Source organism: Aeromonas sp. FDAARGOS 1410, from assembly GCF_019048745.1.
GTDB classification, from domain to species: Bacteria; Pseudomonadota; Gammaproteobacteria; order Enterobacterales; family Aeromonadaceae; genus Aeromonas; species Aeromonas jandaei.
The window spans coordinates 2,660,837-2,680,453 of the sequence record NZ_CP077401.1 but is presented as its reverse complement, the minus strand read 5'-3'; the positions used below and the strand labels follow the sequence as shown (position 1 = coordinate 2,680,453).

Sequence of the window (19,617 nt, the reverse complement as noted above, 5' to 3'; positions counted from 1 at the left end):
TCAATCACTGTGTTCAAGCCAAGATGCATCAGGAGTAGTCAACATGAATCGTCTCGTCGTTCTGGGCAGTGTCAATGCAGACCACGTGCTGCGCGTTCCCCACTTTCCTCGCCCAGGTGAAACCCTGACCGGTCACAGCTATCAGGTGGTACCGGGTGGCAAGGGGGCCAATCAGGCGGTTGCTGCCGCCCGCCTTGGCGCCCCAGTCTCCTTTATCGCCCGCATCGGTGATGACGCCATTGGCCACCAGATGAAGAGCGGTTTTGCCAAAGACGGTATTGACGTGAGCGCCGTCGAGCTCGATCCCAAGCTCCCGACAGGTATCGCCATCATCTATGTGAGCGATGAGGGAGAGAACAGCATAGGTATCTCTGCCGAAGCGAACGGTGCCATCACCCCTGCCGTGGTGAAAAACCACGAAGCGATGATCGCCGCCGCCCACACCCTGCTGTTGCAGCTGGAAGTGCCGCTGGAGAGCGTCCATGAAGCTGCACGCCTGGCCCGCGCCCACGGTACCCGGGTGGTGCTCAACCCCGCCCCCGCCCGCCCGCTCTCCGCTGAGCTATTGGCACTGGTCGACCTTATCACCCCCAACCAGACCGAGGCCGAGCTTTTGACCGGCGTAAAAGTCACCGACGAAGCGAGCGCCCGCGAGGCGGCTGCGCGTTTCCACCAGATGGGCATTGCAGACGTGATGATCACCCTGGGGTCGCAGGGGGTCTATTGCAGCAACGCACAGCAGCAACAGCTGATCCCGGGCTTTCGGGTCAAGGCGGTGGATACCACTGCCGCGGGCGATACCTTCAACGGTGCCCTGCTGGCGGCGGAACTGGCCGGTGCCGATTTCCACAGCGCGGTGCGCTTTGCCCACGGGGCGGCGGCACTCTCCGTCACCCGGTTCGGCGCCCAGAGCTCCATCCCGAGCAAGCAGGAGGTCGACACCTTCCTGCTTGAGCAGACTGCGCAGGGGCACTGATGGCCAATATCAAGGAGGTGGCGGCGCTGGCGGGGGTGTCCACCACCACCGTCTCCCACGTCATCAACGAGACCCGCTTTGTGGCCGAGGAGACCCGCGAGCGGGTCTTCGCCGCCATGCGCGAGCTCAACTATGCCCCGAGTCTGGTGGCCCGCAGCCTCAAGGTGAAGGAGACCAACAGTATCGGCATGCTGGTCACCACCTCCAGCAACCCCTTCTTTGCCGAGGTGGTGCGCGGGGTGGAGCGTTACTGCTTCGAGCAGGGCTACAACCTGATGCTGGGCAACACCGAAGGTCAGGCGGAAACCGCCCTCTCCTACCTCAAGATGATGCTGCGCAAGCGGGTCGATGGCCTGCTGATCATGTGTAGCGAAGGACAGCAAGAGGTGTTCAACCAGCTCGACTGGCTCAAGAGCCTGCCGGTGGTGGTGATGGATTGGGGTCTGGTCAGCGAAGATGTGGATCTGATCGCCGACAACTCCTTCCACGGCGGTTATCTGGCGACCCGCCATCTGATTGAGCTGGGCCACACCGCCATCGGTTGCATCACCGGCCCCCACAGCCGCGCCCCCGCCAACCAGCGCCAGGCTGGCTTTGAGCAGGCGCTGCAGGAGGCAGGACTCACTGTCAATCCTGACTGGATTCAGGAGGGGGACTTTGACTGCGCCAGTGGCCATCAGGCGATGACCCGTCTGCTGGCATTGCCCGAGCGGCCCACCGCCCTCTTTGTCTGTAACGACATGATGGCGATGGGGGCCATCAGCGCCGCCCATCAAGCGGGGCTGGTGATCCCGCGCGATCTCTCCATCGTCGGCTACGACAATGTGGCGCTGGCCGAATTTATGTCGCCGCCGCTCACTACCGTCAACCAGCCCAAAGAGGAGCTGGGACGCCTCGCCGTCACCCGCCTGCTGGCCCGCATAAACGGCGAAGCGGTGGCTGACCACCTGATCACGGTTGACCCCGACCTGGTGATCAGACAATCCTGCGCCCCCGGCCGTCGGCGCAAAAGTAGATAACAACAAAAAAGGCGACTCATAGTTGCCTTTCTCTTTGCCGCCGCCTCTAGCGGTCGCGCATCTCCATCCAATTGTGCCCCTCGATCTGCTTGGGCTGATGGATGCCACACACTTCAAGCAACTCATCCACGTAGGCCGGCACCAGCAGGGAGGCGGGCCCGTAGCGTTTTTCATCGAACTGGCTGCCCACCTCGCTCGGCTCGAGATTGAGCTCTATGGTGTGAGCACCATTCAACCCCGCCTCGTGCACAAAACCGGCAGCCGGATAGACAGCCCCCGAAGTGCCGATGGAGATAAAGAGATCACACTGGGCCAGCGCACTGTAGATGCGATCAAGCCCGATCGGCATCTCGCCAAACCAGACCACGTGGGGGCGCAGCGGCTGGGGAAACTGGCAGCAGGAGCAGAGTTCCTCCTGATGAAGCTCGCCACGCCACTCGATCACCTGACCGGACTCGGGACAGCGGGCCTTGAGCAGTTCGCCATGCATGTGGATAAGGTTCTTGCTCCCTGCACTCTCGTGCAGGTTGTCGATATTCTGGGTCACCAGAGTCACGGTGCCGGGAAAAAGACGCTCGAGGCGAGCTAGCGCATAGTGGGCGGGATTGGGATGTACCTGAGGTTGCTGGAGCTGTTTGCGGCGGGAGTTGTAAAAGCGCTGCACCAGTTCCGGATCTCTGGCATACCCTTCCGGCGTTGCCACATCCTCGACGCGGTGCTCCTCCCACAAACCGTCGCAGGCGCGGAAGGTCTTGATCCCCGACTCGGCAGAGATCCCCGCTCCGGTGAGGATCACGATATTTTTGATTGTCTGCCCCATAACATGCTCCGTCTCTCCCTGCGCATTAGGTGTGACCTTAGCACAGGGTAAAAAGTGGCTCTATTCGCCCTTGGTCTTAGTAATGCCGTGGACAACCTCTGCAGGCAGCCACTCGTCCAGCACGCTCAAATCGAGGCGCGCAAAAACCATCTCGCGACCAGTCACCAGAGTCAGCGGCAGCCCCAACCGCTTGAGCATCAGCAACATGGGGCGGTTCTGGGCCAGCACTTCGGCCGTCCACTCGGCAATCCCCCCGGCTCTGGCCAGCAGCGCCAATGCCAGCAAGATCCGCCGTCCCGCACCACGATGCTGAAAGTGATCCGCCACGATACAGGAAAACTCAGCCCGATCAGGATGAAGGCGGCGACGAATGGATTGGGCCTGTGCCAGCGGACGTCCCGCCATATCCGTCAGCAACAGGGCAATCTGCTGCTCCGGGTTGTAGTCGAGAAAGTGTGATACCAGCTCTGGCGAGGGGGTTCTCTTGGCCCGCATAAAGCGCAGATAAATGCTCTGGGCGCTGAGATCCTCATAGGCGGCCAGCATCTGCGCCGGCTCGACCCCGAGCTGCTCGCGCAGCAGACAGGCTTCCCCGGAGAGATTCATCTCAATCGGCAGTGCCGAGCGGGCCACCGGATAAGGCCACCCCTCCAGCCCTTTGGCCAGACGCTCCCGCTGCATGGGCCAGCAGAGATAGCGGGGCATAGGCTACCAGCGCCCCGCGATACCGCGCTCTTGCCACATCTCGACATCAAGCAGGTTGTAGGGGTCATCCAGATAGATGTCGACTCCGAGTTCCCGCACCCGCGCCATAAAGCGGCCAAGCAGCGAATCAGCGCTCAACGACTCGATATCGGAGAGCATCCCCTGCCCCAGCAGCAAGGATTGCAGCGGCAGCCGCTCCAGCAGATCGAACGGCAGATGCTGGTTGTTGTCGAGCAGGAGCGCCAGCTTGCTCCCCGCCAGACTGGCCTGCAGCACCAGCGCAAAACGATCAGGATTGCTGAGCAGGTGATCACGGCGATGGATAAGCAGCGTCAGCTCGGACGGAGTTCGCGACTGCTCCGCCAGCCACTCCTTGAGCCGCTCCCAACGAGGTGGCAAGCCGCTTACGGCCAGCCAGACAGGTGCTGAAGTGGTGGGGCTAGAGAGCAGGCCCAGTTGTCCCAATACCTGACCCTGCCAGGTCGTGATGGTGCGGCGCTGACCGCTCAGTCGGCGCTGGCGCAGCGGGCCAAGATAGAGACCGCGCAGCAACCTGAGCAGTTCGTCGCAATCGAGCGGTTTGGCCAGCGCCGCCAGAATATTGAAGCCGGCATCGTGCAGCAGGCGACGAGCACCGTCTATCAGGGTTTGCTCATGGGCGGAGAGCAAAATGATCGGCAGTCCGTCTGACTGCAACTGTGGCTGGCCCATCAGCAGGCTGATGGCATCCTGATCCACCAGACTGAGATCGCAGATGAGCAGACGAGTGCTTCCCTCACCCAGCGCGGCAAGGCAGGCTTGCTCATCCTGCACCCAGTGACAGGTCAGCCCCAGTCCGGCGATGGTTTGCTGCAACTGCATCCCCTGAAACGGGTGATCTTCCAGCAGCAGGATCCGGCTGGCAGCAAGCCAGTTGCTCCACGCCTGATAGCTGGACAGCAGGCCCCCTTGCCAATCCTCTTCGATGGCGTAGATACCGTTATGCAGCTGAAGCTGGGGAAAGTAATCCGCCGTACGGTGCGAGTCGGGATCATAGAGCGCGATGGCCCCCGCCGAGAAGAGCCCCTCCCACTGCCAGCAGGCATCAGGCTGGGTGCGGTGCAGCGCCACATAATTTGGCAGCGTCGCCTGCTTGGCCATCTCGTAAGAGGCGCAATCGAGAGCATAGAGCGCAATAGGACGAAAACCGGCCAACCCGGGATCTTCCGAGTTAAGCAGCGCCAGCAGTTCTTCATCAGTGATGATCATCTTCAGCCCTCTTGGTCAAATGCTGGCTGACCCCATCCAGCGCCCGGGTTAACCTGACAGCCAATTCGCTGTGCTTCGATTGCTGCCACTCGTCAATAACAGTGACGATGGCGGTTGCTCCTACCATTCTGGCGGCCCCTTTCAATTTGTGTAAAGCGGCATTCACCCCTTGCTCATCCTTATTTGCCAGACACTGCTCCAGAGCCGCCAGATCGGCTCTGGTTGTATCCAGATAGAGCTGTGCCAGCTCTTTTGAGAGCAGCGATGAAGCTGCTGCAGGCTTGGCAATCGTCCCCTCTTTCTTGCCAAGCTGGTGCAGCATGGCGGCCAGCTCCCTTAACGCGACAGGCTTGTCGAGATGCCCGTTGCAACCGCACGATTGCAGTTCGATAGCCGCCTGTTCACTGAGATCTGCAGTGATCACATAGGCAGGCAGATTGCGCCAGCGAGGCGAGCCACGCAGCTTGCGGCAGAGATCGGCGCCATTCATAACCGGCATCTGCAGATCGGTCAACACCAGATCTACCTCGTGATCGGCCAGTACATCGAGTGCCAGCTGGCCATTGGCAGCGGTCAGCACCTCGGCCCCCAGCTGTCCCAGCTGTAGCTTGATCAGCTCCCGATTGACATCGTGATCTTCTACCAGCAGCACCCGCATGCCAAGACCGGGGCGGGTTGCCGAAGAGGGCTCTGTGACATCCAGCCTGGGTTGCAACAGATTGATGACGGTACCGGGCACCCAGGGTTCCCCCTGCCACTCCCAGTAATAGAATCCCTTCTCGTCGACCTGAGCCTGCAACCTGTGGTTTGCCGTGCCAGATACCTCAACCCCGAATCTTGCCAACCAGGGAGCGAGTTGCTTCACCTCATCAGGTGGCAGTGAGAGCGCCAGCTCTCGCACCTTGGGCTGCCAATGATGTGCCTGTTTGAGCAGTTTGAGCGGCAACTCGCAGAAGAAGCGGCTGCCGCCTCCCGCTCTGGGTTCGACATCTATAAGCCCCCCCATCTGCTCGATAAGCTGCTTGCAAATGGCGAGCCCGAGGCCGGTCCCAGGCGCCCTCAGCTGCCCCGCCACCGCGAACTGTTCAAACGGCATGAAGAGGGTTGGTCGCATCTCGTCGGTAATACCCGGCCCCTGATCATCCACACCAAAACGCAGGGTCGAGCCCATACTCTCGGCCCAGAGCACCACCTCGCCACGATGGCTGAACTTGATCGCATTGGAGAGCAGGTTGTGCAGAACCTGCTGAACACGATGGGGATCGAGGGTCTGCAAGGCGGGCATCGCCGGATCAAGCTGCAAACGCAATTGCAGCTGCTTGGCTCTGGCTTTGGTCCAGTGCACCGCCGCCACATGTTCGCACAGCTCGGTGAAATCGGTCGGCTGGGGCGAGAGCGACAATTTGCTGTTCTCATTGCGGCTGAAATCGAGCACATCGTTGAGCAGGCCGAGCAACTCGTCCCCGGCCTGACGGATCCGTGCCAGCGCCGAGCCCTGCTCCTGGGAGAGCGGGGTGCTGGCGAGCCACTCCAGCAGGCCGAGAATGGCGTTCATCGGAGTGCGGATCTCGTGGCTGATGGCCGCCAGAAAACGTCCCTTGGCCTGCACCGCCTGCTGTGCCTCTTCATGCGAGAGTTGCAGAGCCTGCTCCTGTTCAACCCGCGCCGTCACATCCTGCATGACCGCATAGATTCGCCACCCCTGTGGTTGGCTGCGACCACGCCCGGAGAGCTGCAACCAGCGCAGACCCTGCTCGGGATGGTGATAGCGCAGGGTACAGACGAAGGGCTTGCCCTCATGCAGCATGGCGAACATGGTACTGCGCGCCAGTTGCAAATCTTCGCGCTCCAGCAGGTCAAGCACCCGAGCCGGTTCACGGCGGATCTGCTGGCTGGCCAGCCCCAACAACTCGTAGCAGCCACGGCTGATAAACTCGATGGTGCCCACGCTCTCCTGAACCAGGAGGAATTGCAGCACCACCCCGGGCACGGTATTGGTCAAGGCACGCAGCCGTCGCTCAGCCTGACGCAGAATGCGGGCCTGCTGGCGCAGGGCGCTGATATCGGACAAGGCAATAAGATCGGTTGCTGGCGCCTGTTTCTCCAGTCGCAGCGGATGCTGCACATAGGCAAACACCTGCTCGCCAAGACTCAGCTCCCCTTCGCTCTTTTGTGATTGCACCTCGGGCAGCAGCAGTTCCGTGCCGTAACGCAGTGAAAGCCGGTGCCCCTGCTTGTTGGATTTGATCACCCTTCCCTGTTCATTACGCAAATAGACGGGAACAGGAAGGGCCTGAAACATGGTTTCGCGCAGCTCACTTTCGATTGCCAGCGCTTTTTCTGCCGCCTGCCGCTGGGCGACCTCGCGGGCCAGCTGCTGGCGCGAACGCCAGATCACCCCGATCACGATACCACTGATCAGCAGCGCTAGCGCGATGGAGCCAAACCAGGCACCATAACTGATTCCGGATTGCTGCATCACCACCAGACGGCGCCAACGCTGGTTAAGTTCGTCGATCTGGGTATTGGTCAGGGCCATCAGGTTTCTGTCTATCACGCCAGCCAGCTCGGTCTGATCCTTGCGAATGGCAAAGCCGAGTCCGAATCTGTCATCCAGCTCCTTGATCTGAAGCCCTTCCAGCAGATGGGTACGCTGCGGATATTGCAACTGGTACAGCTCGCTCAGCATGGCGTCAGCCTTGCCTTGCTGCAGCAACGTGATCCCCTGGCTCAGGTCATCGGTGCGGACCCATTCCTGATCACCCAGCTGTGCCAGCAGAGAGGGATCGTAGAGCGATTCAGGTACCAGGATTCGCTGTTTGCCCAGCTGGGAGAATTTGTCTGCGCTGATGGCGCGCTTGCTGATCAGAGCAAAACGGTTGATGGAGATCATCCGGCTGAAAGTAAAGTCATCGGCGAGCTCGGGAGACTCCGGCAAACCGGCCATCATGTCGGCCTCACCGCTGCGCAGCTTCTCTATCGCCTCGGCCTTGGTGGCCGCCGGCACCAGCATATATTTGAGGCCACTCTCCTGAGTTACCCAATTCAGAATATCTGCGCTCCACCCTTTTGCTTCGCCCTGATCGTTAATGCCACTGTAGGGCATCAGCTGCGGGTTCATCACCAGACGCACGACCCGCCTTCTGCCAGAAAGCCAGGCCTGTTCGGCGTCATTGAAATGGAGTCGGTTGATATAGAGCGCCCCCTGATCCATATAGCGGCTCAGGTCGGTATAGAGGGTACCGGCGGGCATATAACGAATGAGGGTATCGACAAACTTGGCCAGCTCGGGATCGTTGCGCATCATCAGGCGATAGCTGACCACCCGCTCATCACCAAGCAGACGGCGCAGACGCAGGCCATCGGCAGGATATTCGCGCATCAGGTAGCGCAGCTGGAGATAGTCCCCCAGATAGGCGGAGTTCTTCTCTCCCTCAAGAGCTGAATAGATACTCTCCCCTCTCCTCAGGGTTCTGAGCTCAGCCCCCGGATGCAATTCACGCAAAATTGCTCTGGTATCCGTGGCGGAAGAGACCAGAAACGTTGCCTGACGAAGATCACCCCGATAGAGAATGGCGGCATCCGTCTCCATCATCGGACGGCTGACCAACAGGCCGGTCTCCTCTCTACCCAGGGTGCCGATGTGGGGGATAATGTCGCATGCACCACGCTGCAAGGCGGCGCGGGCAGCCTGCCAGTCGGCCATCTCGGAGAGCTTCAATGGCACAGGCAACATATCGGCAAGACGGAGCAGGCGATCTTTTAGCAAGCCACCATCAGGGGTGACATAAGGCGGGGGAAGTGCAGCGGGGTAGCACACCTTGAGCTCTTTGATGGAGCGAAGGTAAGCCTGGGTTGCCGGATCAAGGGGAAGCATCATGGCCTGCAGTGGCATGGCCAGCATGGCTCCCAGCAATAATAGAGATTTTTTTATCATCGATAAGTAAAAGCCAGGCATTTGCCTGGCTTTTTATCACTCGTTGGGTTCAACATTTTCTACCCTGGCCTTGAGTTTCTGGCCAGGCCGGAAGGTCACCACGCGACGGGCGCTGATAGGAATATCCTCGCCAGTCTTGGGGTTACGTCCGGGACGCTGATTCTTCTCACGAAGGTCAAAGTTACCGAAGCCTGAGATTTTGACTTGTTCACCACGCTCAAGCGCTTGTCTGATCTCTTCAAAGAAGGCTTCCACCATATCTTTGGCTTCACGCTTGCTCATCCCGAGCTGGGTGAACAGGTGCTCTGCAATGTCGGCTTTGGTAAGCGCCATAGATCAATCCCTCAAGGATGCATTCAACTCTTCACCAAGGGCCCGCACGACATTGTCTACGGTCTCGGCAATCTCTTTCTCCTCCAGGGTGCGCTGGGTATCTTGCAATACAAGACTGATGGCCAGGCTCTTCTTGTCCTCAGCCATACCAGCACCCTGGTATACGTCAAACAAGTTTATTCCAACTACCTGATTTCCGCCAACTTTTTTAATTACTGCCAGAACATCCCCTGCCAGAACCTGACGATCAACCACCACGGCGATGTCACGACGGTTAGCCGGGAACTTGGATACTTCGGCAGCAACCGGTACTTTGGCCGGGGTCAGCTTGTCCAGCTCCAGTTCGAACATGACGGCGCGGCTCTTCAGACCCAACTTCTTCTCGAGGCTCGGGTGGATCACGCCAATGTGGCCAATCACCACGCCATTGCGCAGAATGGCGGCGCTCTGACCCGGGTGCAGGGCACTGTGTTCGGCACGCTCGAAGGTAAAGGTGGCTCCTTCGGCGGTCAAGTCCAGCACCGCTTCCAGATCCCCTTTCAAATCAAAGAAGTCGGCTGCGCGGGTTTTGATGTCCCAGTGCTCGTCGCTCTGGTTGCCGGTGATGATACCGGCCAGCATCGGCTCCTGACGGATGCCGTTCTCGGCGCTTTCATCCTTGATGAAGCGCAGACCCTGCTCGAACAGACGCACTCGCGGCTGCTGACGGTTCTGGTTGTAAACCACGGCCTGCACCAGACCCGGGAACAGAGAGACGCGCATGGCGGACATCTCGACCGAAATCGGGTTCGGCAGCACGATGGCGTCGCTCTGCGGGAACAGGGTTTGCTGGGTCTTGGGATCGACGAAGCTGTAGGTGATCGCTTCCTGGAAACCGCGATCAACCAGCAGGTCACGCACGCGCTTCAAGGTCACCTGCCCTTCTGCCTGCTCCACCATCGCCAGAGAGGCGGCGGGTTTCAGGTTCGGGATGTTGTTGTAGCCGTAGATACGGGCCACTTCCTCGATGAGGTCTTCCTCGATGGCGATGTCGAAACGCCAGGAGGGGGCCAGCGCGGTCCAGCCGTCAGCGTCAACGGTTACCTGCATGCCCAGACGGGTCAGGATCTCGACCACCTGAGCATCCGCCACGCTGATACCGATCACCTTGTCGAGCTTGGTGCGACGCAGCTTGATAGGTGCCGCTTTCGGCAGATGAGCATCGGATTTGACCTCGATGACCGGACCGGCTTCGCCGCCGCAGATATCCAGCAGCAGGCGGGTAGCACGATCCATCACCTTGGCCTGCAGCTCCGGATCCACCCCGCGCTCGAAGCGGTGGGAAGAATCGGTGTGCAGACCGTAGGCACGGGCACGGCCGGTGATGGAGAGCGGTGCGAAGAAGGCGCACTCCAGCAGGATGTCGGTAGTGGTCTCGGAAACACCGGTGCGATTGCCACCGAAGATACCTGCCATGCAGGCTGGGCCTTTGGCATCGGCAATCACCAAAGTGCTCTCTTTGAGCTTCACCTCGTTGCCGTCGAGCAGGGTCATCGGCTCGTCAGCGTGGGCACGGCGCACCACCAGTTCCCCTTCCAGCTTGGCCAGATCGAAGGCATGCATCGGCTGCCCGTATTCCAGCAGCAGGTAGTTGGTGATGTCGACGATGGCATCGATAGAACGAATGCCGCCACGACGCAGCTTCTCCTGCATCCAGAGCGGGCTCTGGGTCTGCAGGTTCAGCCCCTTGATGACTCTGCCCAGATAACGGGGACAATCTGCTGGCGCTTCAACCCGGATCGGGAAGGTGGCATCGATGGTGGCAACCGCCGGCGCCCAGGTCGGCTCGACTACGTCAACGCTGTTGAGCACGCCGATTTCACGGGCCAGACCCGCGATGCCGAGGCAATCGGCACGGTTCGGGGTCAGATCCACATCGATGCTGACGTCATTGAGTGCGAGGTATTCGCGGATATCGGTCCCGATGGGTGCATCCAGCGGCAGCTCGATGATGCCATCGGCTTCGACGTCGATACCCAGCTCGCTGAAGGAGCAGAGCATGCCGTGGGACGGCTGGCCACGCAGCTTGGCTTTCTTGATGGTGAAATCACCCGGCAGGGTCGCCCCTACTTTGGCCACACACACTTTCAGGCCCTGACGGCAGTTCGGCGCGCCGCAGACAATGTCCAGCAGCTCGGCTTCACCCACGTTGACCTTGGTCACCCGCAGTTTGTCGGCATCCGGGTGCTGGGCGCACTCGACCACTTCACCCACCACAACGTTGTTGAACTGGCCAGCCACCGCTTCCACGGCGTCCACTTCCAGACCGGCCATGGTGATCTGCTCGGCCAGTGCATTGTCACTCAACTCGGTGCGGACCCACTCCATCACCCAGGATTTACTGAATTTCATGTTCTCTCGCCCTTACTTGAACTGCTTGAGGAAGCGCAGGTCGTTTTCGAAGAAGGCACGCAGGTCGTTGACCCCGTAACGCAACATGGTCAGGCGCTCAACGCCCATGCCGAAGGCAAAGCCGGAGTATTTTTCCGGATCGATACCGACCGAACGCAGTACATTCGGGTGCACCATGCCGCAACCCAGCACTTCCAGCCACTTGCCGTTCTTGCCCATCACGTCCACTTCAGCGCTCGGCTCGGTGAACGGAAAGTAGGAAGGACGGAAGCGAATAGTCAGATCTTCCTCGAAGTAGTTGCGCAGGAAATCGTGCAAAATGCCCTTCAGCTCGGTAAAGCTGGCATGCTCGTCAACCAGCAGACCTTCAACCTGATGGAACATCGGGGTGTGGGTCATGTCGTAGTCGTTACGATAGACGCGGCCCGGCGCGATGATGCGGATCGGCGGTTGCTGATGTTCCATGGTGCGGATCTGCACACCGGAGGTGTGGGTACGCAGCATCAGATCAGGATTGAAGTAGAAGGTGTCGTGATCGGTACGCGCCGGATGGTGAGCCGGAATATTCAGCGCATCGAAGTTGTGGAAACCATCTTCAATCTCGGGACCACGGGCAACCTTGAAGCCCATCTCGCCAAACAGGCGCTCGATACGCTCGATGGTGCGGGTCACCGGGTGCAGACCGCCATTCTCGATGCGGCGGCCCGGCAGGCTGACGTCGATGGTCTCGGCAGCCAGCTTCTGATTCAGCACAGCGATTTCGAGGGCTTCACGACGCTCGTTCAGGGCATCCTGAACCTGCTGTTTGGCCTGGTTGATCACGGCGCCCGCGGCGGGACGCTCTTCAGCGGACAAGGCACCCAGGCCCTTCATCTGCTCGGTAAAAAAGCCCTTTTTACCCAGATATTTGACCCGGATTTCGTCGAGGGCGGCGATGTCGCTTACGCCCTCAATTTCGGCTCTGGCTTGGCCGACTACTTCTTCAAGCTGTTGCATGTCTTCCTCGTCACCACTCCCGGTACAGGAGCCTTTAGGCTAAATAAGGTCAAGAGGGGAATAATACAAAAAAAGCCCCTTCGCTGACCATAGTTAAGGCGCCCTTTTCTCCCTAGAAATCATTTTGTTATATCAAGTGAGTCTCGAATTCCCCCTACCCTTGTTCCAAATAGTGTTATCAACACCAAGTTTGTTGGCATATATACGCCCTATGAAGTCGTGTCGTATAGGTCCATCCGACCTTATGAGCATGAGCGTGGAAGCCAATGGATCGCCGTCAAACACAAAGAAATACAGAGGCTCCACATACCAGGTAGAGTTCCCACTACCCGACATCTGGTCTGCGGTCTTGTATCACGGTTCTGACGCTGGCGCGGGTCACTGCTGATGTGTCCATAGGACGAATCAGGGTGATAGATACTATACAACCCGACAGTTAACCCGATAATCGCTTATAAAGGGCATCACCCCCCCTCCCCTGTTTGGCTACTCCAATACGATCACGGGAAAGACCTGCTATAAACCACAAAATATAAACGTTGATTATCTGTCGGAGACGCTATGAGATCTACCTCCAATAAAAAGAGATGATGCCGATGACTCAACATCATCTCTTGTATTATTTTATTTAAAATAACAAAGCGAGTTAATAACTCTCGTTATATCCGAGCAAATTAAATTATGCATCCTTTGCCAAAAGATATTTGATCAATTGGGTGAACTGCTCTTGTGAGTTGATAGACTCAATCTTTAGCATATACTTGCCGTTGACGATAAATGTCGGGGTACTACGAATATTATATTTCTCTGTGTTACGATCGAACTGACTTACCATGGATGAAACTGCAAAGCTATCAACCGTTTTATCAAATGCCTCTACCTGTACGCCATTCTCTACAAAGAGCTTTTTAATATCATCACGATTTTGTGGAGCTTGGCGCTGTACCTGGATTTTATGAAAGAGTGATGGAGTTAACTTGCTTTCAACATTAAGTAGTGTTGAGGTTGCATAAGCCCGTTGCATCTCTTGGGCCATATCGCGCCCAAAAAAAGCGACCGGATTCTTCCTGATCGCTACCTCTTTGGGGAGGTCATGTTGTAACTGCTCAACGATGGGTTCAAATTTCGCACATGGCGGGCAGTAGTAAGAGAAAAACTCCAATACCTCTGGTTGAGCAGTAGCTGTTTGCTTGAGGACATCATAGTTGACCCCCTCTTTGAACTCTGGAGCCGCATTAGCGCAGGGAAGCATAACGATAGCAGCAAGGATCAAAAGAATTTTTTCATAAAACTTCCAGTTGATGGTCAGACAAAAATTTCATTATAGGAATTTCGACCTTGCTAAAAGCTGAACAAACATCAGCTCTTGTTACAAGAATTCCAATACATATGAGAACAATAGTTCATTAATTTTAAAACAAACTTATCAATATTAAAGTTAAAATGTAAAATCTGTTCTTACCTCAATGTTATCTTATTGGAAATTTCAGCATCAATATAACACCAAAACCCCGCAGATTCTGGACTTTTAACCCTAGTGGTTATTAAACAATGCAAAGAATAGTTTTAGGTATAACTATATATAACTAGGATAGGCACCAAGATGAATATTGATGAAAAATCGCAAAGGCAGCGTAACTATAAGTTACGAAAAAATTATTACGCTAGATAGATAAGATCAAACTTGATTTATAATTTTGAATTAATAATTTCAATTTTATTTAGTTTACTAGTGAATATATATACTGAAATCAAATATTACACCGACAAAAAAGGAGGCCTGAACCTCCTTTATTTTTTATAACAGAGCTGGATTAGACCAGAGCTGCTTTAGCTTTTTCAACCAGGGCGGTGAAAGCCAGCTTGTCGTGAACGGCGATATCGGACAGGATCTTGCGATCGATCTCGATAGAAGCCTTCTTCAGACCGTTGATCAGACGGCTGTAGGACAGACCGTTCTGACGGGCAGCAGCGTTGATACGCGCAATCCACAGTTGACGGAACTGACGCTTTTTCTGGCGACGGTCACGGTAGGCATACTGACCAGCTTTGGTTACCGCTTGTACCGCTACGCGGTAAACACGGGAACGGGCGCCGTAGTAACCCTTGGCGGCTTTCATTACTTTCTTGTGACGAGCACGAGCAGTCACACCACGTTTAACTCTTGGCATTTTTCACATCCCCCCTTATGCGTACGGCAGACAAGCGACAACACGTTTGTGGTCGGCAGCGGAAACAAAGAACTTCGGTCCCAGCTGACGCTTACGCTTACTGCTCTTCTTGGTCAGGATGTGACGCAGGTGGTTGTGCTTGCACTTGAAGCGACCTGAGCCAGTCTTCTTGAAGCGCTTTGCGGCGCCCCGGTTGGTTTTCATCTTCGGCATTTCATACTCCGCATTGTGAGTGACAACAAAATCGCAAGGCGAACCGACTCATGGGGCGAGCCCCATGAGTCAATTTCTTGTGGGCCTTAAGATTTCTTCTTAGGTGCGAGAACCATCACAGCTTGACGGCCTTCGACTTTCGGGAACGATTCGACTACGGCCAACTCTTCCAGATCGTTCTTGACGCGCTCCAGAACCTTGATACCAAGTTCCTGGTGTGCCATTTCACGACCACGGAAGCGCAGGGTGACCTTAGCCTTGTCCCCGTCTTCCAGAAAGCGAACCAGGTTGCGTAGTTTTACCTGATAGTCGCCTTCGTCAGTGCCAGGACGGAATTTGATTTCCTTGACCTGGACGACTTTCTGCTTTTTCTTCTGTTCTTTGGTGGTTTTGCTCTTTTCGTAGAGGAATTTGCCGTAATCCATGATCCGGCAAACGGGCGGCTCAGCGTTCGGACTGATCTCGACCAGATCCACTTCGGCCTCAGCGGCCAAGTTCAGTGCTTCCTGGATAGAAACGATGCCAAGTGCTTCGCCATCCAGACCAGCCAAACGAACTTCTTTCAGACGGATCTCTTCATTGATCCGGTGAGCGCGGGCTTGCGGTTGCTTGCCCAGTTTTTTTCCGCCTTTTATAGCTTATTCCTCCACTTTCTTTTGTCCGCGGGTCTGAACTTCCTGGGTCAACAGAGCGATGAACTCTTCAACAGGATAAGTGCCCAGGTCAGCCCCTTTACGAGTACGTACTGCAATCTGGCCGGCTTCAACTTCTTTATCGCCACAGACCAGCATGAAAGGTACTCGTTTCAAAGTATGCTCGCGGATTTTAAAGCCAATCTTCTCATTTCTCAAGTCCGCTTTTGCACGAAGGCCCGCATCATTCAATGCTTTGGCTACTTTCACTGCATATTCGGCCTGATTGTCGGTGATATTCATGACCACTGCCTGGGTCGGAGCCAGCCAAGCCGGGAACAGGCCTGCGTACTCTTCAGTCAGGATACCGATAAAGCGCTCGATGGAGCCCAGAATCGCACGGTGGATCATGACTGGCACGTGGCGCTCGTTATTTTCACCTACATAGGTGGCGCCCAGACGGCCCGGCAGGGCAAAGTCGAGCTGCACGGTACCACACTGCCACGCACGATCAAGACAATCGTGCAGGGTAAATTCGATCTTCGGACCGTAGAAGGCACCTTCACCCGGTTGCAGATCGTATTTCAGACCGTTGAGCTCCAGCGCTTCCGCCAGTGCCTGCTCGGCACGATCCCACATTTCGTCGGAGCCGATACGCTGTTCCGGACGAGTGGAGAGCTTGACCACGATGTTCTCGAAGCCAAAGGTGCCGTAGACGTCATAGACCATGCGAATACAGCCGGAGACCTCTTCCATGATCTGCTCTTCAGTACAGAAGATGTGCGCGTCATCCTGAGTGAAGCCGCGCACCCGCATCAGACCGTGCAGGGAGCCTGACGGTTCGTTACGGTGGCAAGAGCCAAACTCGGCCATACGCAGCGGCAGATCACGGTAGGATTTCAGACCCTGGTTGAAGATCTGGACGTGACCCGGGCAGTTCATCGGCTTGATGGCGTACTCGCGGTTCTCGGACTGGGTGGTGAACATGGCCTGGGCATATTTCTCCCAGTGACCTGAACGCTCCCACAGGACGCGATCCATCATGAACGGACCTTTCACTTCCTGATAGTCGTACTCTTTGAGCTTGCCGCGGATGAAGGTTTCCAGCTCACGGAAGATGGTCCAGCCATCGTTGTGCCAGAACACCATGCCCGGCGCCTCTTCCTGCATGTGATACAGGTCGAGCTGTTTGCCGATCTTGCGGTGGTCGCGCTTGGCGGCCTCTTCCAGACGCTGCAGATAGGCCTTGAGCTGTTTCTTGTCAGCCCAGGCAGTACCGTAGATACGCTGCAGCATCTTGTTGTTGGAGTCACCACGCCAGTAGGCGCCGGACATCTTCAGCAACTTGAAGTGGTGGCAGTGACGCATGTTGGGCACGTGCGGGCCACGACACATGTCGATGTACTCTTCGTGATGATAAAGACCGGGCTTGTCATCACGGGCAATGTTCTGATCCAAGATTTCGACCTTGTAGGTCTCGCCACGGGCAGCGAACACGTCGCGCGCTTCCTGCCAGGAGACCTTTTTCTTGATAACGTCGTAATCCTTGGCTACCAGCGCCAGCATGCGCTCTTCCAGGGCAGCCAGATCTTCATCGGTCAGGGTACGGTCAAGATCAACGTCATAGTAGAAGCCGTTGTCGATGACAGGACCGATGGCCATCTTGGTCTGGGGCCAGAGTTGCTTGATAGCATGACCCAGCAAGTGGGCGCAGGAGTGGCGCAGAATGTCCAGACCTTCTTCGTCTTTGGCAGTGATGATGGCCAGCGAGGCATCGGCTTCGATCAGCTCGCACGCATCCACCAGTTCACCGTTTACCCGACCGGCAATGCACGCCTTGGCGAGACCGGGACCGATGTCCGCAGCCACATCCATGACGGAAACAGAGTGGGCAAATTGACGTTGGCTGCCGTCAGGCAGAGTAATGATTGGCATTATATGTTTCCTTATACAGTGGTGACCCCTACCAAAGGTCACATGCGGGATGGAAAAGAGATTCAAAAAGGTGATGTTCTGGTTCTCCACAGCACTTTGCGAAGACGGCCCGCCATCCGAACGAAAGGTTCAAGGTGACAAACCAAGCCAAAACGGCCCCATGCTACCAGAAGTAACCGTGGCTGTATCGGGTTTGATGAGATTTTCTACAGTTAAATGAGACGCTTGCCGACTATTCACCAAGCAGCGGCTGCCAGTTGAAGTCAAAATCGCTGGCCCCCTCCTCGGCCAGGGCCAGTTGCTGCAGCACGTGCAGCGCCAGTTTGTTGCCCTTTTGCGCCGCCTGATAGAGCCACTGCTTCCCCTGCGAGAGATCGACACGCCCGCTCGCCCCCATCAGATGGAGCACCCCGACTTTCAGCATCGCCGGCACATCGCCATTGCGGGCGGCAAGATCCATCCAGTGAAAGGCTTCGCCCAGATCCCGCTTCACCCCAGCGCCGCGCAAATAGGCGTCCGCCAACCGGTACTGGCCAAAGGGATCGCCCGCCTGCGCCGACTGACGATAGAGTGTGATGGCCCGATTGATATCCTGCTCACTCCCCTGCCCCACTTCATGGCTCCAGCCCATCAGCGCCTGTGCCCTTGGTTGCCCTTGCTCGGCCAGCGGCGACCAGATCCGGGTTGCCTCATCAAAATGGCCGGTTCGCCAGGCACGGTTGGCCGATGCCAGCTCCTGCTCCGTGGTGAGCGGAACAAGCCGCCAGATAACCAGGGCGATCAGCGCAATGAACAGCCAGCGAGTCGTGGTTGGGCTCATATCGATTTCCGTGATCCAGTTCGCATTTTGTTTATGTAAACGAAATGTAGCCGCCGGATCAAGCCAGAGATGACCTACCGATGCAATTTAAAGTCGGGTAGTGACAAAGAGACTTGTCTTTGGTGAGCGATGATCACAGAATAACTGTATACGCATACAGTAAAGATGAAATTCATGGCCGGACGAGGCAGCAACCACAATATCGACCACCGTTTCAGCGGCCCGAGGCTCGAGACGGTCGACGATGGCTGGCACTCTTCCGATTGGGATGCCGCCTTCACAGCCTCTGCCCCCGGCACAGAAGTACGCGAAATAGAGGCCCGCAGCATTATCAGTTACAACAGCTCGCCGGATGTGCCTTTTGGCCGCTCCATCAACCCCTATCAGGGGTGCGAACACGGCTGCATCTACTGCTATGCAAGGCCCAGCCACGCCTATCTGGAACTCTCCCCCGGCCTCGATTTCGAAACTAAACTGTTTGCCAAGCTCAATGCAGCCGAGTTGCTGCGCCGGGAGTTTGCCAAACCTGCGTATCAGCCACAGAGCATCGTCATCGGCGCCAATACCGACCCCTACCAGCCTGTTGAGCAGCGCTATCGTCTCACCCGTCAACTGCTGGAAGTGCTGCTGGCCCATCGCCATCCGGTGGGACTTATCACCAAAAGCGCCATGATCCTGCGCGATCTCGACTTGCTGAGCGAACTCGCCAGAGAGGGGCTCTGTCAGGTGATGGTGTCGGTGACAACCTTGAACGAAACCCTGCGGCGACAGCTGGAGCCCCGCGCCAGCACGGGCGCCGGTCGCTTGAAAGTGGTCGAGAAGCTGGCCAGCGCCGGGGTACGGGTTGGTGTGCTAGCAGCCCCGATGATCCCGAGGCTCAATGAGCCGGAGCTGGAGCAAATCATCAAATCGGCAGCCAACGCTGGCGCCTGTTGCGCCGACTATATTCTGCTGCGCTTGCCTCACGAGCTGGCGCCGCTGTTCAGTGACTGGCTGGATGAGCACTATCCCGGCCAGAAGGAGGCAATTTTGAACCAGCTGCGGGCCAGCCGCGGTGGCGGGCTCAACAGTGCAACCTTTGGCACGCGGATGCGTGGTGAGGGACACTTTGCCGACCTGTTGTCCCAGCGCTTTCGCCTGATCAACAAGCGGCTGGGTCTTGGCAAGCGCCATGTTCAATTAAGGGAGGATCTCTTTATCCGCCCGGGCGAACAGCTGACACTCTTCTAAAAAGCCAAGGGCTGCGATGTAACATGCAAGCCTTCAGGGTGCGCGCTCATCCCTGCCCTGCTCCAACAGTTCTGCCGGGAGTCGTGACGGCTCATGGGCCACTTCCAGCGACTCGTCACCACGGGTTGGCAACTCTGCGTCACCCCATACCCGACTCCACCAGATCTCCCAGGTTATCCAACTGGTCATGT

General features: G+C 57.0%; 17 protein-coding genes. 3 read left to right on the top strand and 14 right to left on the bottom strand.

Annotated features, from left to right (window positions below):
- The first annotated feature begins 43 nt into the window (after positions 1 to 43).
- Both rbsK and I6L40_RS12505 read left to right on the top strand, forming a co-directional pair.
- On the top strand, positions 44 to 976 hold the full coding sequence (gene rbsK / locus I6L40_RS12510; RefSeq protein WP_216994331.1) for a ribokinase: 933 nt from the start codon (positions 44 to 46) through the stop codon (positions 974 to 976).
- Complete coding sequence (locus I6L40_RS12505; RefSeq protein ID WP_216994330.1) at positions 976 to 1,995, top strand: substrate-binding domain-containing protein; 1,020 nt, start codon at positions 976 to 978, stop codon at positions 1,993 to 1,995. The genes rbsK and I6L40_RS12505 overlap by 1 nt, the downstream gene beginning before the upstream one ends.
- A 46-nt stretch (positions 1,996 to 2,041) precedes the next feature.
- Here I6L40_RS12505 and cobB read toward each other — a convergent pair whose 3' ends face one another.
- From cobB to I6L40_RS12440, 13 genes are all read right to left on the bottom strand, one after another.
- Positions 2,042 to 2,815: a Sir2 family NAD+-dependent deacetylase gene (gene cobB / locus I6L40_RS12500; protein ID WP_043851104.1), complete on the bottom strand. Its 774-nt coding sequence runs from the start codon at positions 2,813 to 2,815 to the stop codon at positions 2,042 to 2,044.
- 60 nt (positions 2,816 to 2,875) lie between these two features.
- Positions 2,876 to 3,520, bottom strand: a complete 645-nt coding sequence (locus I6L40_RS12495) for a GNAT family N-acetyltransferase (protein ID WP_071910055.1) — start codon at positions 3,518 to 3,520, stop codon at positions 2,876 to 2,878.
- Positions 3,521 to 3,523: 3 nt separating this feature from the next.
- Positions 3,524 to 4,768, bottom strand: a complete 1,245-nt coding sequence (locus tag I6L40_RS12490) for a response regulator (protein ID WP_042031024.1) — start codon at positions 4,766 to 4,768, stop codon at positions 3,524 to 3,526.
- Entirely contained in the window at positions 4,755 to 8,726 is a 3,972-nt protein-coding gene (locus I6L40_RS12485; RefSeq protein ID WP_216994329.1) for a transporter substrate-binding domain-containing protein, read from the bottom strand. The genes I6L40_RS12490 and I6L40_RS12485 overlap by 14 nt, the downstream gene beginning before the upstream one ends.
- 15 nt (positions 8,727 to 8,741) lie before the next feature.
- Positions 8,742 to 9,038 carry an integration host factor subunit alpha gene (gene ihfA / locus I6L40_RS12480; RefSeq protein WP_005300715.1) on the bottom strand — a complete coding sequence of 99 codons (297 nt, stop codon included), beginning with the start codon at positions 9,036 to 9,038 and terminating at the stop codon, positions 8,742 to 8,744.
- A gap of 3 nt (positions 9,039 to 9,041) precedes the next feature.
- Positions 9,042 to 11,429 (bottom strand): phenylalanine--tRNA ligase subunit beta, encoded by a 2,388-nt coding sequence (pheT, locus tag I6L40_RS12475; RefSeq protein WP_216994328.1) that lies wholly within the window; start codon positions 11,427 to 11,429, stop codon positions 9,042 to 9,044.
- Positions 11,430 to 11,441: 12 nt separating this feature from the next.
- Complete coding sequence (gene pheS / locus I6L40_RS12470) at positions 11,442 to 12,425, bottom strand: phenylalanine--tRNA ligase subunit alpha (protein WP_011706167.1); 984 nt, start codon at positions 12,423 to 12,425, stop codon at positions 11,442 to 11,444.
- A gap of 679 nt (positions 12,426 to 13,104) precedes the next feature.
- Complete coding sequence (locus tag I6L40_RS12465; protein ID WP_071910327.1) at positions 13,105 to 13,677, bottom strand: thiol:disulfide interchange protein DsbA/DsbL; 573 nt, start codon at positions 13,675 to 13,677, stop codon at positions 13,105 to 13,107.
- Positions 13,678 to 14,239: 562 nt separating this feature from the next.
- Complete coding sequence (gene rplT / locus I6L40_RS12460; protein WP_005300683.1) at positions 14,240 to 14,596, bottom strand: 50S ribosomal protein L20; 357 nt, start codon at positions 14,594 to 14,596, stop codon at positions 14,240 to 14,242.
- Between the two features lie 15 nt (positions 14,597 to 14,611).
- Entirely contained in the window at positions 14,612 to 14,809 is a 198-nt protein-coding gene (gene rpmI, locus I6L40_RS12455; RefSeq protein WP_005300673.1) for a 50S ribosomal protein L35, read from the bottom strand.
- A gap of 86 nt (positions 14,810 to 14,895) precedes the next feature.
- Positions 14,896 to 15,426, bottom strand: a complete 531-nt coding sequence (gene infC / locus I6L40_RS12450; protein ID WP_156852818.1) for a translation initiation factor IF-3 — start codon at positions 15,424 to 15,426, stop codon at positions 14,896 to 14,898.
- 21 nt (positions 15,427 to 15,447) lie between these two features.
- Entirely contained in the window at positions 15,448 to 17,376 is a 1,929-nt protein-coding gene (thrS, locus tag I6L40_RS12445; RefSeq protein WP_033112468.1) for a threonine--tRNA ligase, read from the bottom strand.
- Between the two features lie 232 nt (positions 17,377 to 17,608).
- Positions 17,609 to 18,196 (bottom strand): tetratricopeptide repeat protein, encoded by a 588-nt coding sequence (locus tag I6L40_RS12440; protein WP_216994327.1) that lies wholly within the window; start codon positions 18,194 to 18,196, stop codon positions 17,609 to 17,611.
- Positions 18,197 to 18,370: 174 nt separating this feature from the next.
- Here I6L40_RS12440 and I6L40_RS12435 point away from each other — a divergent pair, with 174 nt between their 5' ends.
- Positions 18,371 to 19,426, top strand: a complete 1,056-nt coding sequence (locus tag I6L40_RS12435; RefSeq protein WP_216994326.1) for a PA0069 family radical SAM protein — start codon at positions 18,371 to 18,373, stop codon at positions 19,424 to 19,426.
- Positions 19,427 to 19,459: 33 nt separating this feature from the next.
- On the opposite strand, the gene I6L40_RS12430 is transcribed toward I6L40_RS12435, so the two are convergent.
- The gene (locus tag I6L40_RS12430) at positions 19,460 to 19,615 is read right to left on the bottom strand and encodes a hypothetical protein (RefSeq protein WP_208736416.1); all 156 of its coding nucleotides are present in this window, start codon (positions 19,613 to 19,615) and stop codon (positions 19,460 to 19,462) included.
- Between the last annotated feature and the right edge of the window lie 2 nt (positions 19,616 to 19,617).

Coding starts and splice junctions, on each gene's coding strand:
- rbsK (WP_216994331.1), top strand. CDS start 44: ATGAATCGTCTCGTCGTTCTGGGCAGTGTCAATGCAGACCACGTGCTG.
- I6L40_RS12505 (WP_216994330.1), top strand. CDS start 976: ATGGCCAATATCAAGGAGGTGGCGGCGCTGGCGGGGGTGTCCACCACC.
- cobB (WP_043851104.1), bottom strand. CDS start 2,815: ATGGGGCAGACAATCAAAAATATCGTGATCCTCACCGGAGCGGGGATC.
- I6L40_RS12495 (WP_071910055.1), bottom strand. CDS start 3,520: ATGCCCCGCTATCTCTGCTGGCCCATGCAGCGGGAGCGTCTGGCCAAA.
- I6L40_RS12490 (WP_042031024.1), bottom strand. CDS start 4,768: ATGATCATCACTGATGAAGAACTGCTGGCGCTGCTTAACTCGGAAGAT.
- I6L40_RS12485 (WP_216994329.1), bottom strand. CDS start 8,726: ATGCCTGGCTTTTACTTATCGATGATAAAAAAATCTCTATTATTGCTG.
- ihfA (WP_005300715.1), bottom strand. CDS start 9,038: ATGGCGCTTACCAAAGCCGACATTGCAGAGCACCTGTTCACCCAGCTC.
- pheT (WP_216994328.1), bottom strand. CDS start 11,429: ATGAAATTCAGTAAATCCTGGGTGATGGAGTGGGTCCGCACCGAGTTG.
- pheS (WP_011706167.1), bottom strand. CDS start 12,425: ATGCAACAGCTTGAAGAAGTAGTCGGCCAAGCCAGAGCCGAAATTGAG.
- I6L40_RS12465 (WP_071910327.1), bottom strand. CDS start 13,677: ATGCTTCCCTGCGCTAATGCGGCTCCAGAGTTCAAAGAGGGGGTCAAC.
- rplT (WP_005300683.1), bottom strand. CDS start 14,596: ATGCCAAGAGTTAAACGTGGTGTGACTGCTCGTGCTCGTCACAAGAAA.
- rpmI (WP_005300673.1), bottom strand. CDS start 14,809: ATGCCGAAGATGAAAACCAACCGGGGCGCCGCAAAGCGCTTCAAGAAG.
- thrS (WP_033112468.1), bottom strand. CDS start 17,376: ATGCCAATCATTACTCTGCCTGACGGCAGCCAACGTCAATTTGCCCAC.
- I6L40_RS12440 (WP_216994327.1), bottom strand. CDS start 18,196: ATGAGCCCAACCACGACTCGCTGGCTGTTCATTGCGCTGATCGCCCTG.
- I6L40_RS12435 (WP_216994326.1), top strand. CDS start 18,371: ATGGCCGGACGAGGCAGCAACCACAATATCGACCACCGTTTCAGCGGC.
- I6L40_RS12430 (WP_208736416.1), bottom strand. CDS start 19,615: ATGACCAGTTGGATAACCTGGGAGATCTGGTGGAGTCGGGTATGGGGT.